Source organism: Micromonospora sp. NPDC051924 (assembly GCF_055586005.1).
This window is the reverse complement of sequence record NZ_JBVJJA010000002.1, coordinates 26122-41846: the sequence shown is the minus strand read 5'-3', so window position 1 is coordinate 41846 and position 15725 is coordinate 26122. Positions and strand designations below refer to the sequence as shown.

The window sequence follows — 15725 nt, the reverse complement described above, 5'->3', positions numbered from 1 at the left end:
TAGGAAGCAGTTGTGACGCTCTCCCGGTCGGCGCGCTGGCTGTTGCGCGGCGCGATGGCGCTCGGTCTGGCCTTAATCTACCTGCCGCTCTCCATCGTGCTGGTCAACTCGTTCAACGCCGACCGCACGTTCGCCTGGCCGCCGCCGGACTGGACCACCGAGTGGTGGGCCCGGGCCTGGGAGAACGCGGGCGCGCGGGAGGCGCTGTGGACGTCGGTCCAGGCGGGGCTCGGCGCCACGGCCATCGCGCTGCTGCTCGGCTCCCTGGTCGCCTTCGCCGTGCAGCGGTACCGGTTCTTCGGTCGCGAGACGGTGTCGCTGCTCGTCGTCCTGCCGATCGCGCTGCCCGGCATCGTCACCGGCATCGCCCTGGACACCGCGTTCCGCTCCGTGCTGGCACCGCTCGGCATCGGCAAGGGACTCTTCTCGGTGATCGTCGGGCACGCGACGTTCTGCGTGGTGGTCGTCTACAACAACGTGCTGGCCCGGCTGCGCCGATCCGGGGGCAACCTCCAGGAGGCGTCCGCCGACCTGGGCGCCGACGGGTGGCAGACCTTCCGGTACGTGACGTTCCCGGTGCTGCGCTCGGCGCTGCTGGCCGGCGCGCTGCTGGCCTTCGGGCTCTCCTTCGACGAGATCATCGTCACCACGTTCACCGCCGGCCCGGGCGTGCAGACCTTGCCGATCTGGATCTTCAGCAACCTGTTCCGGCCGAACCAGGCACCGGTCATCAACGTGGTGGCCGCCGTGCTCATCGTCGCCTCGGTGGTGCCGATCTACCTCGCCCAGCGGCTCTCCGACACGGCCAGCGGCGGCCGCCTCTGACTCCTGGGGAAAGTCGTAGAGCGGGCGGCCGGCCCGGGCTGGTCCGTTCCGCCGAGGTGCGCGAGCATGGCGGGATGACCACGCTCACCGGACAACAGATCGCCGACGAGAAGCTGGACGGCTGGACCTACCTGCTGGGCGCCCTGCAGACCCGAATCCGTACCCCGGACTTCGCGACCGGGCTGTCGATCGTGGACGCGGTCGGCGCGGAGGCCGAGCGGATGGACCACCACCCGGACATCGACCTGCGCTACACGTACGTCGACGTCCGGCTCTGGTCGCACGACGCGCGCGGGGTCACCCGGCGGGACGTCCGGCTGGCCCGGGCCGTCTCGGCGATCGTCACCGAGGCCGGGCTGAGCCTGGCGCACGCCGGCGTCTCCCGCCTCGAACTCGCGCTGGACAGTCCGGACTTCGCCGCCGTGCTGCCGTTCTGGCAGGCGGTGCTCGCCACCGAGCACCTCGCCGGACCGGGTTTCGGCGACGAGGTGCGCGACCCGGCCGGCACGCTGCCCACGGTGTGGTTCCAGCAGTCCGGCCGGGAGGAGCCCCGGCAGCGCTGGCACCCGGACGTGTGGGTGGACCCGGCCGAGGTGCCGATCCGGATCGACGCCGCCCTGGCCGCCGGCGGGACGCTGGTCAGCGACGCGGCGGCGCCGCACTTCTGGGTGCTGGCCGACCCGGACGGCAACCGGGTCTGCCTCTGCACCTGGCAGGGACGCGACTAGCGGGCCAGGGCGCGGGCGGCCACCTTCAGGTCCTTCACCAGACCGTCGTACGCGACGTCCTGGTTGTCGGCGCGCAGCACCGCGGACGGGTGGATGGTGGCCAGCAGCCGGGCCTCGGGGGCGTCGGCCAGCTTGCCGTCCCGGTCCACCGGCACCCGGGCGAAGTCCTCCGGATGCTGGGCGGCGGCGGGCCAGGGCATCAGCTCGCCGCGCTGCTTGGTCACCCGGAACGTCGGGCCGAGCAGCGCCTTGGCGGCGGTGGCGCCGAGCACCACCACGATCTCCGGGCGGAGCCGGGCGAACTCGGCGACCAGCCAGGGCCGGCAGGCGGTGATGTGCACCCGGTCCGGGGTCTGGTGGATGCGCCGCTTGCCGCGCAATTCAAAATGAAAGTGCTTCACGGCATTCGTGATGTACACCCGATCTGCCGGAATTTTTGCGTCGTCGACCGCGCGGCGCAGCACCCGGCCGGCCGGTCCGACGAAGGGCAGGCCCTGCTTGTCCTCCATGTCGCCCGGCTGCTCCCCGACGAAGACCACCTGGGCGCTCTCGTCGCCCCGGCCGAAGACGGTCTGCGTGGCGTCGCGGTAGAGCTCGCAGCCCCGGCAGTCGGCCGACGCGGCGCGTAGCTGGTCGATGGTGTCCGCCTGCGGCGGGATGAACTCCTGGGCTCCGGGCGCGCTCTCGGTCTCGGCCATGCCGACTTTATATACCGGTTTCGTCAGCCACGCCCGACCCGGGCGTCAGTAGCCCCCACCACCGCCACCGCCGCGCGAGACCAGTGCGATCACGATGATCACCAGGATGATCACGACCACCGCCACGCCGATCCACAGACCCGTCCGGGACCCGTTCGAAGCCACGCCGTCCACCTCCCGGCCGGGCTTACCCGGAAGAGAGCCGGACATGCCACCCCGGATCAGGCGGTGAAGCCGCTGGTGGTGGGGCGCAGCGCGCGGGCCACGGCCCCGGCGAGCGGATCGAGGTCGGCCTGGTCGAGGGAGCTGACGGTGATCCGCACCCCGGGCGCGGCGGCGATCCGGTGCGGGGTGCCGGGGGCGACCGACCAGCCGGCGTCGCGCAGGGCGGTGACGGCCACGGTCTCGTCGGGCACCGGGATCCAGACGTTGATCCCGGTGCGGCCGTGGGCGGCCACCCCGTGCGCCGCGAGGGCGTCGACCAGCCCGTCGCGGCGGTGCTCGTAGCTCTCCCCCGCGCGGTGCACCAGGTCGGCGGTGCCCGGGTCGCGCCACAGCGACAGGACCAGGCGTTGCAGCACGGTGGAGACCCAACCCGCGCCGACCCGGGCCCGCCCGGCCACCCGGGCCACGGTGGCCTCGTCGCCGGCCAGCACCGCGAGCCGCAGGTCCGGGCCGTAGGGCTTGCTCACCGACCGGACGAAGGCCCACGTCGGAGTCGCCCCGGCGAGCGGGTGCAGGGGTACGCGGGCCAGTTCGGCGGCGTGGTCGTCCTCGATCAGCAGCAGGTCGGCGCGGCCGGCGAGCAGCGTACGCAGGACGTCGGCACGCCCGGCGGAGACGGCGGCTCCGGTCGGGTTCTGGGCCCGGCTGGTCACGACCAGGGCGCGGGCCCCGGCGGCCAGGGCGGCCCGGACGCCCGGCTCGGTGGGGCCCTCGTCGTCGACGGGCACCCCGATCACCCGCAGCCCGAGCGCGGCGACCAGGTCGAGCAGGTTGGCCCAGCCGGGGTCCTCGACGGCGACCGCGTCGCCGGGGCGCAGATGGGCGGCGAGCAGCCGCTCGATGCCGTCCAGCGCGCCCCCGGTCACGGTGATCTCCTCGGCCGGCACGCCGTCGGCGGCGAGCCGGTCGCGGGCGGCGGCGGCCAGTTCGGGCACGACGGCGCTGTCCGCGTATCCGCTGGGGGGTCCGATCTCGGCGGCGAGCGCGGCCAGGTGCGGGCCGAGCGGCGGGAGCAGCCGGCGGTCGGGCTGGCCGGCGGAGAGGTTGCGGGCGCCGGGCAGCGGCGGCGGCAGCAGCGCGGACCGGCGGGTGGCCACGGGCGGGCGCGGCCGGACCCGGGTGCCGTGCCGGCCGGCGGTGACGACCAGGCCGCGCTGCCGCAGCTCCTGGTACGCCTTCGCCACCGTGGCCGGGCTGACGGCCAGCTCGGCGGCGAGGGCGCGGACGGCGGGCAGGGGGGCGTCGGGAGCCAGCGCGCCGGCGCGGATGCCGCCTTCCACGCTGGCCGAAATGGCGGCCGATGTGGTGCCGACGATCTGATAATGTGCTGCCACAGTTCGGAGATTGTACTAGAACAAAGGTGGGATGTCTCATGTACCCCCCGACCGAACGGTCCACCGCCACCCGCTACCGCGACCGGATGCACTACGACCGGGCCACGGCGCACGCCCTGCTCGACGAGGGGTACCACTGCGCGCTGGCGTTCACCGTGGACGGTGAGCCGCGCGTCCTGCCCACCCTGCACGTCCGGATCGACGACACCCTGTACGTGCACGGCTCCACCGGCAGCCGGCCGCTGCTCGCCGCCCGCACCGGGGACGGCCTGCCGGTCTGCGTCGCGGTCACCCACCTCGACGGCCTGGTGCTCGGCCGGTCCCAGTTCCACCACAGCGCCAACTACCGCTCGGTGGTCGCGCACGGCACCGCCCGGCCGGTCACCGACCAGGCGGAGAAGGCCCGGGTGCTCACCGCGCTGGTGGAGAAGGTGGCCGCCGGCCGGAGCACGGACAGCCGGCCGCCCACCCGCAAGGAGCTGGCCGAGACCTCGGTGCTGGCCCTGCCGCTGCGCGAGGTCTCGGTCCGGATCCGCGCCGCCGGGGTGCTCGACGACCCCGCCGATTACGACCTGCCGTACTGGGCCGGGGTGCTGCCGCTGCGGCTCACCCGGGGCGTGCCCGAGCCGGACGCCGGGATCACCACGCCGGTGCCCGGGTACCTGCGACCGCCCCGCTCGCCCTGGCTCGACCCGGTGGTGCTGCGCGGCGAGCACGTGGTGCTGGAACCGCTCGACCTGTCCCACGTCGACGAGCTGTACGCCGCCCTCGACGACGAGGAGGTCTGGCGGTACGTGGGCAGCCCCCGCCCCGGCAGCGCCGAAGAGATGGCCGGTCAGGTCCGCGCCGCGCTGGACGCGAACCAGCGCGGCGTCCGGACGCCGTGGGTGCAGCGGTGCGCGGTGACCGGGGCGGTGGTCGGCACCACCTCCTACTACCAGCCCGACCCGGAACTGGGCGCGGTGGAGATCGGCTACACCCAGCTCGGCCGGCCGTGGTGGCGGACCGGGATCAACACCGAGGCGAAGCTGCTGCTGCTCACCCGCGCCTTCGAGGAGCTGGACGCGATCCGGGTGACCTGGCAGACCAGCACGCTCAACGAGCGGTCGCAGCGGGCCATCGAGCGGCTCGGCGCCACCCGGGAGGGGACGCTGCGGTCCAACCGGCGGCGGGCCGACGGCACCTGGCGGCGGTCGGCGCTCTACTCGATGCTCGCCGAGGAGTGGCCGAACGCACAGGTCAGCCTGCGGGAAAGGCTTCGCCCGGCGGTACCGGCGGCGTCATGATGTCCGGCGTGCTGGGCATCACCGACATCTGGACGTACGTGCTGGGGACCGTGGCGATCGTGCTGCTCCCCGGGCCGAACTCGCTCTTCGTGCTCTCCACCGCCGGCAAGCGCGGGGTGCGGGCCGGCTACCGCGCCGCCGGCGGAGTGTTCGTCGGCGACTCGGTGCTGATGTTCCTCTCCGCCGCCGGGGTGGCGTCGCTGCTCAAGGCGTACCCGCCGCTCTTCCTGGTGATCAAGTACGCCGGCGCCGCGTACCTCGGCTATGTGGGGTTGACCATGCTGCGCGGCGCGTGGCGGCGCTGGCGGGACCGCAACGACCCGACCACGCCGCGGCTGATCGACGCGGCGGAGCCGGCGGCGCTGCGCAGCCCGTTCCGCCGGGCCCTGGTCATCAGCCTGCTCAACCCGAAGGCGATCCTGTTCTTCATCTCCTTCTTCATCCAGTTCGTCGACCCCGGGTACGCCTGGCCGGCGCTGTCGTTCCTGCTGCTCGGCCTGATCGCCCAGGTGACCAGCGCGCTCTACCTGACCGCGCTGATCTTCGCGGGCACCTTCCTGGCCACCCAGTTCCACCGCCGCCGCCGGCTGGCCGCGAGCGGCACCACCGCCGTGGCGATGCTCTTCCTCGGCTTCAGCCTGAAACTCGCCACCGCCTCGGTGTAACCGGGCGCGCCCGGGTCAAGATCCGCGCAATTTCCTCGGAAGTGCTGCCTCCCATGCCGGGGAGGCAGCCCTTTCCCCGACGTTGCGCGGTCCTTGCCGGAGGCCAGGCGGGGTCGGGCCAGCCTCAGGTGCCGTCGCCGCCTCCGCCGCCGACGCCGGCGCCCCCGGCCGTGCCGCCCAGGCCGTAGCCGGGAGCGACCGGCTCGTCGGGGCGGCGGCTGACGTGAGCGGACTCGCGGATCGCCGCGGACCAGTCGGCGTTCGCCGCCGCGGCGGCGTGCCGGTTTATCGCGTGCCGCAGCCAGCCGTCGACGGTCGAGACCCAGTCCCGCCGGTCGGCCCCGGCGTGCCAGACCCGGAACCGGCTGATGCTCTGGTGGGTGACCCCGGCCAGGGAGAGCCGGCGGTCCGCCCACAGCACCACCTCCAGCCCGGCCGCATTGGTCACGAAGATCACCTCGAGCTCGGTGATCGGGCCGGCGTAGAGCGGTGCCACCCAGAAGCCCAGCCGCTCGTGGAACGGCAGCGTCTGCTCCACCCCGGGCAGCCGGCCGTGCTGCAGGCCCGCCTGCCGCATGACGAAGCCGAGGGTGTCCAGCGCCGCCAGCACGTGCTGCTGGGTCGGCAGCGGGTGGACGAAGACCGGCACCATCGCCCCCTGGTCCAGGTCGGGGTCGACCGACACCTCGGTCCGCAACCCGGTACGCAGGCTCATCAACGGCACCCCGCCGAAGGTGGTCACCGGGGTCTCCCAGGGCAGCGGGAAGGCGAACTCGACCGCCCGCCGGCGCCCCGCCGGCACCACGAACCGGCCGGCGATCGGCACCTCGTGGTACTGCACCAGCCGGCGGGGTGAGTCCGGATCCTCCGGCTCCACCTGGGCGACCAGCCCGAGCCGGACGTGCCGGACCGGGACGTCCTGGCCACCGGCCGCGAGGGTCACCCGGCCGGGCAGGCGCAGCCCGGGGCGGGTGCTCGGGTTGGTCAGCGTGGTGCTCACCGAGAGCCCCGTCCACACCGACTCCGACGACACCCCGGTCAGCCGCATCCCCGCGCTCCCTCCCCCGGGCCGACCGCATTCCCGGTCACCGGGCGGCCACTCCTGCCGGGCCGGAGACGGGCCGGCCGCCGGGTCACGGGGACCCGGCGGCCGGACGGAAGGACGGATGGGGAGTCAGCGCAGGCGACGGCCCCGGGGCACCGGGTCGGTCTCGTCGTCGAACTCGCCGATGACCTCCTCGAGGAGATCCTCCAGCGCGACGAAGCCGATCGGCCGGGTCGGGCCGCCGCCGTTACGGACCAGCGCCAACTGCGCCTGCCGGCCGCGCATCGCCGCGACCGCCTCGGTGACGGTGGCCTCCCCGGGCAGAGTGAACGCCGGGGTCATCAGCTCACCGGCGGTCGCCGGCCGGCCGGTGGTGACCGCCCGGACCGCCTCGCGTACGTGGACCAGGCCGCAGACCTCGCCGCCGGGGTCCAGCACGGCCAGGCGGGACCGGCCGCTGTCCCGCGAGACGTGCTCGATCCGCTCGGCGGTGTCCTCCCGCCGAACCGTGACGATCCGGTCGAACGGCTCCATCACCTGGGACACCCGGGTGCCCTGCAGCTCCAGCATGCTGGTCAGCAGCTGGTGCTGCTCGGCGCCGAGCAACCCGTGCTCCCGGGACTGCTCCAGCAGGATGCGCAGCTCGTCCGGGCCGTGCACCTGGGCGAGCTGGTCCTGCTGGCGTACGCCGACCAGGCGCAGGACCGCGTTGGCCAGCGCGTTCAGCGCGGAGAGGATCGGGCGGGCGACCCGGGCGAAGGCCCGGAACGGCAGCGCCAGCAGCGTCGCCGACCGCTCCGCGTCGGTGATCGCCCACGACTTCGGAGCCATCTCGCCGACCACCAGGTGCAGGAAGGTCACCAGGGCCAGGGCGAAGAGCAGCCCCACCAGGTGGCTGACCGCAGTCGGCAGCCCGACGGCGTGCAGCAGCGGGCTGAGCAGGTGCTCGATGGCCGGCTCGGCGAGCGCGCCGAGCCCCAGGGTGCACAGCGTGATGCCGAGCTGCGCGCCGGCCAGCATCAGGGTCAGCTCACGGACGCCGTCCAGCGCCGCGCGGGCCGCCCGGCCGCCACCGACCGCCAGCTGTTCGAGGCGGTACCGCTTGGCCGCCACCAGGGCGAACTCGGCGGCCACGAAGAAGCCGTTGAGCGCCAGCAGCACCACCGAGGAGAAGAGCGCGAAGCCGGGGCTCATGCCGCCTCCTCCGCGCGCCCGGCGACGGTGGTGCGCAGCCGTACCGAGTCGGCCACGTGCCGGTCCACGGCCAGCACCTCGACCAGGGCACGCGGCTCGGCGTCCGGCTCGGCGCCGTCGGCCGCGAGGGCGATCTCCAGCCGGTCGCCCACCTCGGGCACCCGCCCCAGCTCCCGCATGACCAGCCCGGAGAGCGTGTCGTACTCGGGCGCCTCGGGCAGCGCGATGCCGGTGCTGTCGGCGACCTCGTCGATCCGCCAGCGGGCCGGCACCACCCAGGAGCCGTCCTCCTGCCGGGCCGGAGCCCGCTCCGGCGGGTCGTCCTCGTCCAGGATCGGCCCGACCAGTTCCTCGGCGATGTCCTCCAGGGTGATCACGCCGGCGAAGCCGCCGTACTCGTCGACCACGCAGGCAAGCTGCCGGTGGCCGGCCCGGAGCCGGTCCAGCACCGTCGGCAGCGGCAGCGTCTCGGGCACCAGCAGCGGGGGTACGGCCACCGCGGCGACCCGGGTGGTGGCCCGCTTGGCCGGGGGCACGCCGAGCACGTCGGCGATGCCGATGACACCGACCAGGTCGTCGACGCCCTCGGCGCCCCGGACGGGGAACCGGGAGTGGCCGGTGTCGAGCAGCTCGACGACCCGGCTGACCGGCTCGTCGGCCCGTACGGTGTGCACGTCAACCCGGGGCACCATGGCCTCCCCGGCGGTCAGCTCGCGGAAGTCGAGGCCCCGGTCGAGCAGGTCCGACATGGCGGCGTCGAGGTGCCCCTCCTCGCGGGACTCGGCGATGATCTGCTCCAGGTCCTCCGGGGTGGCGCCGCTGGGCAGCTCCTCGATCGGCTCGATGCCGACCCGGCGCAGCAGCCGGACGGCGGCCCGGTCGAAGAGGGTGATCACCGGCCCGGCGATCTTGAGGTACATCAGGGTGGACCGGGCGAGGGCCCGCGCGAGGGGCTCGGGGCGGGCGATGGCGAGGTTCTTCGGGGCCAGCTCGCCGAGGACCATCTGCACCACGGTGGCGATGATCAGGGCGAGCACCACCGACATCGGCAGCGCCACGGCGGTGGAGACCCCGGCGAGGCCGAGCAGGTCGGCCAGCCCGGCGCCCAGGTACGGCTCGGCGGCGTAACCGACCAGCAGGGCGGTCACGGTGATGCCGAGCTGGGCGCCGGAGAGCATGAACGAGAGGCGCCCGGTCACCGTCAGGGCGCGGGCGGCGGCCTGGTCGCCACGGTCGGCGAGCTGCTTGAGCTTGCCCCGGTCCACGGCGACGTAGCCGAACTCCTGCGCCACGAAGTAACCGGTGGCGGCGGTGAGCACGATGATGAGGACGAGTCCGACGAGGATCAACACGGGAGGTTCAGGGCTCCCGGGACCGTCGGGGTGAAGGGTTGCCGGGCACGACCCGGCTGGCTACTGCTGCCCTCCGGGGCAGAGGAGTCGATCATGTGGCCATTTTATCGGCGTCGGCTGGGCGTTCGCTGAGGGTGCCGGGAAGCCTCCCGGTCGTCCGGTTCACCGCCCCGCCAGCTCGTCCGCGTCCAGCAGGTCCCGGTCGACCCGCCCGGAGCGGTAGGCGGCCCGCCCGATCATCTGCGCGGCGACCGGCGCGGTGGCCAGCTGGAAGATCGCGACCAGCGCGATCATCCCCAGGTCCGACGGCGTACGCAGGCGCAGCGCCAGGCCGAGCAGGAGCAGCAGCACGCCGAGCACCTGCGGCTTGGTGGCGGCGTGCATCCGGTCCAGCACGTCCGGGAAACGCAGCACGCCGATGCCGGCGGCCAGGCTGAGCAGCGCCCCGGCCAGCAGGAAGGCCGCGCCCAGCCAGTCGGCGACGGCGCCCGTCACACCTCCTCCCGGACGGCGAAGCGGACCAGCGAGACCGAGCCGACGAAGCCGAGCAGGGAGAGCACCACCAGCACGGGCAGCGTGGTGGGATGCCGGTTGACCGCCGCCTCCGCGCCCACCGCGCCGAGCATGGTGGAGAGCAGCAGGTCGGCCGCGACGACCCGGTCCAGCAGCGACGGCCCCCGGTAGATCCGGGCCAGGGCGAGCAGCGCGGTGACCGAGAGCAGCCCGGTCAGCGCGACGGCGAGGAAGGTGGTCACGAGTGGGTCCTCCTGTCGACGGGTTCGGTGCGCAGCCGGCGTACCTCCTCGGGGGAGCCGACGGCGCGGACGATGCGCCGCTCCACGGCGAGGATCCGGTCCCGGCTGCCGGTCAGGTCCTCCGGGCCGCGTACGTCGAGCACGTGCACGTAGAGGACGCCCCGCTCGCGGTCCACCTCGAGGATCAGGGTGCCCGGGACCAGGGAGACCACCTCGGCGGTGAGCGCCAGGTTGAGGTCGGTGCGGACCCGCAGCGGGACCGCGATGATCGCGCCGCGCGGCCGGTAGCCGGGGCGCACGGCGATGGCGGCGACGTGCACGCTGGCCTTGACCAGTTCCCCGGCGAAGGTGACCGCGAGGACCAGCAGCGCGCCGGGGCGGAGCCGACCGCCGAAGGTGACCGGCGGGAGCGGGAAGAAGAGCAGCACCGCCGCGCCGACGACCAGCCCACCGAGCAGGTTGCCCCAGGACAGGTCGCCCCAGAGCAGCATCCAGACCGCCACCAGCCAGCCGAGCGCGACGGCCTGGTCCCGGCGCCGGCCGCCCCGGCCGACCGCCGGCGACGGCGGGCCGCTGTCGGTCGGCGGCGGCCGGCCGGCCGAGGCGAGCGGGGCGTCGTCGTCGCGGGCCGGCCGGCCCGGGGGCAGGTCGTCGGTCATCGCCGCTCCGGCGGCAGCACGGCCCGCACGTACGGGGTGCGCTGGCGCAGGTCGGTGGCGGCGTCCACGGTGACCCGGAAGAGCGGCCCGGCGGCCAGGGTCAGCGCCACCCCGAGCGTCACCAGTGCGGCGGTGGCCCCGACCATCAGCCCCGGCAGCCGCACGGCCGGTCCGGAGGTGGCCAGCCGGGGCGCCCGCCAGAACGCGATGTTCCACACCCGGGAGGCGGCGTAGAGGGTGAGCAGGCTGGTCAGCGCCCCGGCGGCGACGAGCACCACGGGCAGCGTCCCGCCGGCCGCCACGCCGGCCTGGAGCAGGCCGAGCTTGCCGAGGAAGCCGGAGAACGGCGGGATGCCGGCCAGGTTCATCGCCGGGACGAAGAAGAGCACGGCGAGCAGCGGAGTGACCCGGGCCAGGCCACCCAGCCGGCGCAGGTCGGTGCTGCCGGCGCGCTCCTCGACCAGCCCGGCGACCAGGAAGAGGGTGGTCTGGATGGTGATGTGGTGCACCACGTAGAAGATCGCCCCGGCGAGGCCGGCGACGCTGCTCAACGCCACCCCGAAGATCATGTAGCCGATGTGGCTGACCAGGGTGAAGGAGAAGAGCCGCTTCATGTCGGACTGGGCGACCGCGCCGAGGATGCCGACCACCATGGTCAACCCGGCCACCACCATGAGCAGGCCGGACACCTGGCCCCCGGGGAAGAGCAGAGTCTCGGTGCGGATGATCGCGTACACGCCGACCTTGGTGAGCAGGCCGGCGAAGACCGCGGTGACCGGGGCCGGCGCGGTCGGGTAGCTGTCCGGCAACCAGGCGGAGACCGGGAAGACCGCCGCCTTGATGCCGAAGGCGAGCAGCAGCATCAGCTGCAGGGTCAGGCGTACGCCGTCCGGCAGGGCGTCCAGCCGGCCGGCGAGCTGGGCCATGTTGACGGTGCCGGTCGCCGCGTACACCAGGCCGACCGCGGCCAGGAAGATCATCGAGGAGACGATGCTCACCACCACGTAGGTGGAGCCGGTCCGGATCCGTGCCTCGGTGCCGCCCAGGGTGATCAGCACGAAGCTGGCGGCCAGCAGGATCTCGAAGCCGACGAAGAGGTTGAACAGGTCGCCGGCGAGGAAGGCGTTGGTCACGCCGGCGGTGAGCACCAGGTAAGTGGGGTGGTAGATGCTCACCGGCGCGCTCTCGCTGGTCTCCCCCCGCCCCTGCCCGATGGAGTAGAGCAGCACGCAGAGGGTCACCGCGGAGGAAACCACCAGCATCAGCGCGGCCAACTGGTCGGCGACCAGCACGATGCCGACCGGCGGGGGCCAGCCGCCCACCCGGACCACCACCGGTCCGTGCCGGTACGCCGCCACCAGCAGCACCACCGCGACCGCCAGGGCGGTGGCGAGACCGACCACGCTCACCGAGCGCTGCGCCCGGGGGCGCTTGTTCAGCAGCAGGGTGAGCGCGGCGCCGAGCAGCGGCAGCACCACCGGCAGCGGCACCAGCGCGTGGACCGCGCTCACCGCGGCTCGCCCCGGCGGCGCAGCCGGCGCAGCGCCGGCCCCGGGTCCACCTGCTCCGGATCGCTGTCCGGCCCCTCCCCGCCGAGGTCCGCGGTGGACACCTCGTTCCGCTCGGCGAGCCGGACGATCTGCCGGTCCTCCAGGTCGTCCTGCACCTCGTCGTCACCGCTGAGATACCAGCTCCGGTAGGCGACCGCGAGCAGGAACGCGGTCAGCCCGAACGTGATCACCACCGCGGTCAGCACCATGGCCTGGGGCAGGGCGTCGCTCATCCGCCCGGACGGCGCCGTGCCGACCAGCGGCGCGGCGCCGGACCGGCCGCTGAGCAGGATCAGCAGGTTGACCCCGTTACCGAGCAGGATGACGCCGAGCAGGATCCGGGTGAGGCTCCGCTCCAGCAGCAGCGTGACGCCGGTGGCGACGAGCACCCCCACCGCGATCACCAGGACCAGCGTGGGTCCCCCGGCGCCCGGCGTCATGTCGGCCCGCCCTCCCGCTCGACGACGAGTCCCCGGGCCGGCTCGCCGGCCGCCTCGACGTGCCGGTCCACCTCGGCGCCGAGGCTGCGCAGGATGTCCAGCACCAGCCCGACCACGATCAGGTAGACGCCGATGTCGAAGAAGAGCGACGTGACCAGGTAGCAGTGGCCGATCAGCGGCAGCCAGAGGTTCACCTTGACGCTCTGCAGCACGTCGCCGGTGAGCAGCAGGCCGAGCACGCCCCCGCCGACCGCGACGGCCAGCCCGGCGCCGAGCACCGTACCGGCCCCGACCGGGGCGGCCTCGGCCAGCTCGTACCGGCCGCCGGCCAGGTAGCGGACGGTCAGCGCGAGGCTTGCGACCAGGCCGCCGGAGAAGCCGCCGCCCGGGGCGTTGTGCCCGGAGAAGAGCAGGAACAGCGAGAAGAGCAGCACGGTGTGGAAGATCAGCCGGGTGACCACCTCGAAGACGATCGACCGGCGGCGCGCGTTCAGGGTGGCCCCGCCGCGCAGCCAGACCGTACGCCGGTCGCGCCGCGCTCCGGCCGGGCGGGGACGGCGCGGCCGGGGACCGGTGCGGGACCGCTCGAAGATCAGGCTGGCCACCCCGGTCGCCGTGACCACCAGCACGGAGATCTCCCCCATGGTGTCCCAGGCCCGGATGTCCACCAGGGTCACGTTGACCACGTTGCGGCCGTAGCCCTGGGCGACCGCGAGGTCGGGGAAGGCGGTCGAGATGGACGGGAACCGCCGGGCCCCCGAGGCGGCCAGGGCGAGGCCGGCCATCACCATCCCGGCCGCCACGCCGATGCCCCGGCGGACCCAGCGGCTGCGGCGCAGCGGGCGGGCCGAGAAGCGTTCCGGCAGCCGCCGCAGCACCAGCACGAAGACCGCGATGGTGGCGGTCTCCACCAGGAACTGGGTGAGCGCCAGGTCGGGCGCGCCGTAGAGGACGAACAGCATCGCGGTGCCGTAGCCGGTGACCCCGACCAGCAGCATCGCGGTGAGCCGGCGCCGGGCGCCGACGGCGAGCAGCGCGGCCACCGCGATCACCACGCAGACCACCAGCTGCACCGGGCTGTCCCAGGCCGCGATCTCGTTGCGCCACGGCCGGGTGAACAGCATCGCCGACCCGGGCACCAGCACCAGGGCCAGCAGGACCGTGCCCAGGTACTGCGGCAGGGAGCCCCGCTGGGTTGCGCCGGTGACCTCGATGGCGAACCGGTCGAACCGGTGGGTCACCCACTCGTACCCCTGGTTGCCGCCGACCGGGAAGCGCAGCCGGGCCAGCGCCGGGGCGAGCGGGCCGCGGACCAGGTGCAGCGCCACGCCGCCGCCGACGGCGACGGCGGAGAGGCCCAGCGCCACGGTCGGTCCGTGCCAGAGCGCCAGGTGCTCCTCGACCGGCCCGAAGAGTTCGGCGTACGGACGGAGCAGCGCGCCGAGCGGGCCGGCGGTGATCCCGGCGGCGAGCCCCGCCACGGCGAGCAGGCCGGCGGGGGCCAGCATCGCCGGCGGGGGCCGCTCGACGTCGGTGACCGCCGTGCCGGGCCGGGTGCCGAAGGCCCCCCAGAGAAACCGGATGCTGTACGCGACGGTGAGCGCGGTGCCGACCACCAACACCGCGAGCACCAGCGACCGCCCGGCGAACGCGGCGAACACCGCCTCCTTGGCGACGAAGCCGAGCAGCGGCGGCAGCCCGGCCATCGAGGCGGCGGCCAGCGCGGCGACCCCGGCCAGCACCGGCGCGGCGCGGCCCACTCCGGACAGGTCGCGCAGGTCCCGGCTGCCGGCGCTGTGGTCGAGGATGCCCACCACGAGGAAGAGCGCCGCCTTGAACAGCGCGTGCGCCAGCAGCATCGCCGTGCCGGCGAGCGCGGCCTGCGGGGTGCCCGCGCCGAGCACCACGACGAGCAGGCCGAGCTGGCTGACCGTGCCGTACGCCAGCAGCAGCTTCAGGTCGGTCTGCCGCAGCGCCGCCCAGCCGCCGACGATCAGGGTGACCAGCCCGGCGACCACGGTGACCGGGCGCCACGGCGCGGTCGGGGCGAGCGCCGGGCCGAGCAGCCCGACCAGGAAGACGCCGGCCTTCACCATCGCCGCCGCGTGCAGGTACGCGCTGACCGGGGTGGGGGCGGCCATCGCCACCGGCAGCCAGGAGTTGAACGGGAACACCGCGGACTTCGCGAGGGCCCCGGTGAGCACGAGCAGCACGGCCGCGACGGCGTACCCGCCGCCGGGCAGCGGCACCGCGGTGATCAGCGACCACCGGTAGCCGCCCGCGTGGTGGCCGAGCAGCAGGAAGCCGACCAGCATGGCCAGCCCGCCCAGGGTGGTGACGGTCAACGCCTGGGCGGCCGCCCAGCGGCTGGACCGCCGTTCGGTGCTGTGCCCGATCAGCAGGTAGGAGAAGACCGTGGTCAGCTCCCAGAAGACGTAGAGCAGCAGCAGGTCGTCGGAGACGACCAGGCCGAGCATGGCCCCGGCGAAGGCGACCATGACGGCCGCGAACCGGGCCAGTCCCACCGACCCGGCGTGGAAGTAGCGGGCGGAGTAGACCAGCACCAGGGCGCCGACGCCGCCGACCAGCAGCATCATCAACCAGGACAGGGTGGTGACCCGCAGCGCCAGGTCGAGCTGGAGCTGCGCGATCCACGGGTACGTCTCGAGCACCGCGCCGCCGTCGCGGACCGCGCCGGTGTGCGCGACCGCCCAGCCGACCGTGGCGGCCGGGGCGAGCGCGAGCGGGTAGCAGGCACGCGGACCCCACCAGCGGACCAGCAACGGCGCGAGCAGGGCCGCCACCAGGTGCAGGATCAGCAGGACGAGCACGCGCACTCCACGGTCGAGGTGGCAGCGCGCGCCGGCACGCTGCGGCCACGACCGATCAGACGTCAGATGACCGCCGCCCCGGGCGTTTTTCCGGAAACCCACCCGGCCCGCCCTGCCCGATCAGGGTGTGCGGAGCCG

15 protein-coding genes are annotated in these 15725 nt (G+C 74.3%); 4 read left to right on the top strand and 11 right to left on the bottom strand.

All coding sequences use genetic code 11. The annotated features are described in order from the left end of the window. The first annotated feature begins 12 nt into the window (after positions 1-12). Together ACZ6S5_RS01530 and ACZ6S5_RS01525 are read left to right on the top strand one after the other, a co-directional pair. A complete protein-coding gene (locus tag ACZ6S5_RS01530) occupies positions 13-825 on the top strand; it encodes an ABC transporter permease (RefSeq protein ID WP_465996607.1) in 813 nt (270 codons plus the stop codon). A 74-nt stretch (positions 826-899) separates the two neighbouring features. Next, positions 900-1553: a 4a-hydroxytetrahydrobiopterin dehydratase gene (locus ACZ6S5_RS01525; RefSeq protein ID WP_465996605.1), complete on the top strand. Its 654-nt coding sequence runs from the start codon at positions 900-902 to the stop codon at positions 1551-1553. On the opposite strand, the gene ACZ6S5_RS01520 is transcribed toward ACZ6S5_RS01525, so the two are convergent. After that, the gene (locus tag ACZ6S5_RS01520) at positions 1550-2251 is read right to left on the bottom strand and encodes a UdgX family uracil-DNA binding protein (RefSeq protein ID WP_465996603.1); all 702 of its coding nucleotides are present in this window, start codon (positions 2249-2251) and stop codon (positions 1550-1552) included. The two genes, ACZ6S5_RS01525 and ACZ6S5_RS01520, sit on opposite strands and share 4 nt — an antisense overlap. Before the next feature lie 221 nt (positions 2252-2472). Beyond that, positions 2473-3810, bottom strand: a complete 1338-nt coding sequence (locus ACZ6S5_RS01515; protein ID WP_465996601.1) for an aminotransferase class I/II-fold pyridoxal phosphate-dependent enzyme — start codon at positions 3808-3810, stop codon at positions 2473-2475. 38 nt (positions 3811-3848) lie between these two features. On the opposite strand from ACZ6S5_RS01515, the gene ACZ6S5_RS01510 reads away from it, so the two are divergent. Both ACZ6S5_RS01510 and leuE read left to right on the top strand, forming a co-directional pair. Then, a complete protein-coding gene (locus ACZ6S5_RS01510) occupies positions 3849-5096 on the top strand; it encodes a bifunctional pyridoxamine 5'-phosphate oxidase family protein/GNAT family N-acetyltransferase (protein ID WP_465996599.1) in 1248 nt (415 codons plus the stop codon). Beyond that, positions 5093-5761 (top strand): leucine efflux protein LeuE, encoded by a 669-nt coding sequence (gene leuE / locus ACZ6S5_RS01505; protein WP_465996597.1) that lies wholly within the window; start codon positions 5093-5095, stop codon positions 5759-5761. The genes ACZ6S5_RS01510 and leuE overlap by 4 nt, the downstream gene beginning before the upstream one ends. A 124-nt stretch (positions 5762-5885) precedes the next feature. On the opposite strand, the gene ACZ6S5_RS01500 is transcribed toward leuE, so the two are convergent. The 9 genes from ACZ6S5_RS01500 to ACZ6S5_RS01460 all read right to left on the bottom strand — a co-directional run bounded on the left by ACZ6S5_RS01500 (position 5886) and on the right by ACZ6S5_RS01460 (position 15587). Continuing rightward, positions 5886-6809, bottom strand: coding sequence for a sporulation protein (locus ACZ6S5_RS01500; RefSeq protein WP_465996595.1), 924 nt, complete (start codon positions 6807-6809; stop codon positions 5886-5888). Between the two features lie 126 nt (positions 6810-6935). Then, on the bottom strand, positions 6936-8000 hold the full coding sequence (locus ACZ6S5_RS01495) for a hemolysin family protein (RefSeq protein ID WP_465996593.1): 1065 nt from the start codon (positions 7998-8000) through the stop codon (positions 6936-6938). Next, the gene (locus tag ACZ6S5_RS01490) at positions 7997-9352 is read right to left on the bottom strand and encodes a hemolysin family protein (protein WP_465996591.1); all 1356 of its coding nucleotides are present in this window, start codon (positions 9350-9352) and stop codon (positions 7997-7999) included. The genes ACZ6S5_RS01495 and ACZ6S5_RS01490 overlap by 4 nt, the downstream gene beginning before the upstream one ends. Before the next feature lie 162 nt (positions 9353-9514). Next, positions 9515-9847 (bottom strand): monovalent cation/H(+) antiporter subunit G, encoded by a 333-nt coding sequence (mnhG, locus tag ACZ6S5_RS01485; protein WP_465996590.1) that lies wholly within the window; start codon positions 9845-9847, stop codon positions 9515-9517. Further along, the gene (locus tag ACZ6S5_RS01480; protein ID WP_465996589.1) at positions 9844-10107 is read right to left on the bottom strand and encodes an MrpF/PhaF family protein; all 264 of its coding nucleotides are present in this window, start codon (positions 10105-10107) and stop codon (positions 9844-9846) included. The genes mnhG and ACZ6S5_RS01480 overlap by 4 nt, the downstream gene beginning before the upstream one ends. Next, on the bottom strand, positions 10104-10766 hold the full coding sequence (locus tag ACZ6S5_RS01475; RefSeq protein ID WP_465996587.1) for a Na+/H+ antiporter subunit E: 663 nt from the start codon (positions 10764-10766) through the stop codon (positions 10104-10106). Before ACZ6S5_RS01475 ends, ACZ6S5_RS01480 begins: the two co-directional genes overlap by 4 nt. Further along, complete coding sequence (locus ACZ6S5_RS01470) at positions 10763-12277, bottom strand: Na+/H+ antiporter subunit D (protein WP_465996585.1); 1515 nt, start codon at positions 12275-12277, stop codon at positions 10763-10765. Before ACZ6S5_RS01470 ends, ACZ6S5_RS01475 begins: the two co-directional genes overlap by 4 nt. Next, positions 12274-12756, bottom strand: coding sequence for a Na(+)/H(+) antiporter subunit C (locus ACZ6S5_RS01465; protein ID WP_465996583.1), 483 nt, complete (start codon positions 12754-12756; stop codon positions 12274-12276). The genes ACZ6S5_RS01470 and ACZ6S5_RS01465 overlap by 4 nt, the downstream gene beginning before the upstream one ends. After that, a complete protein-coding gene (locus ACZ6S5_RS01460) occupies positions 12753-15587 on the bottom strand; it encodes a Na+/H+ antiporter subunit A (RefSeq protein ID WP_465996581.1) in 2835 nt (944 codons plus the stop codon). Before ACZ6S5_RS01460 ends, ACZ6S5_RS01465 begins: the two co-directional genes overlap by 4 nt. Positions 15588-15725 lie beyond the last annotated feature (138 nt).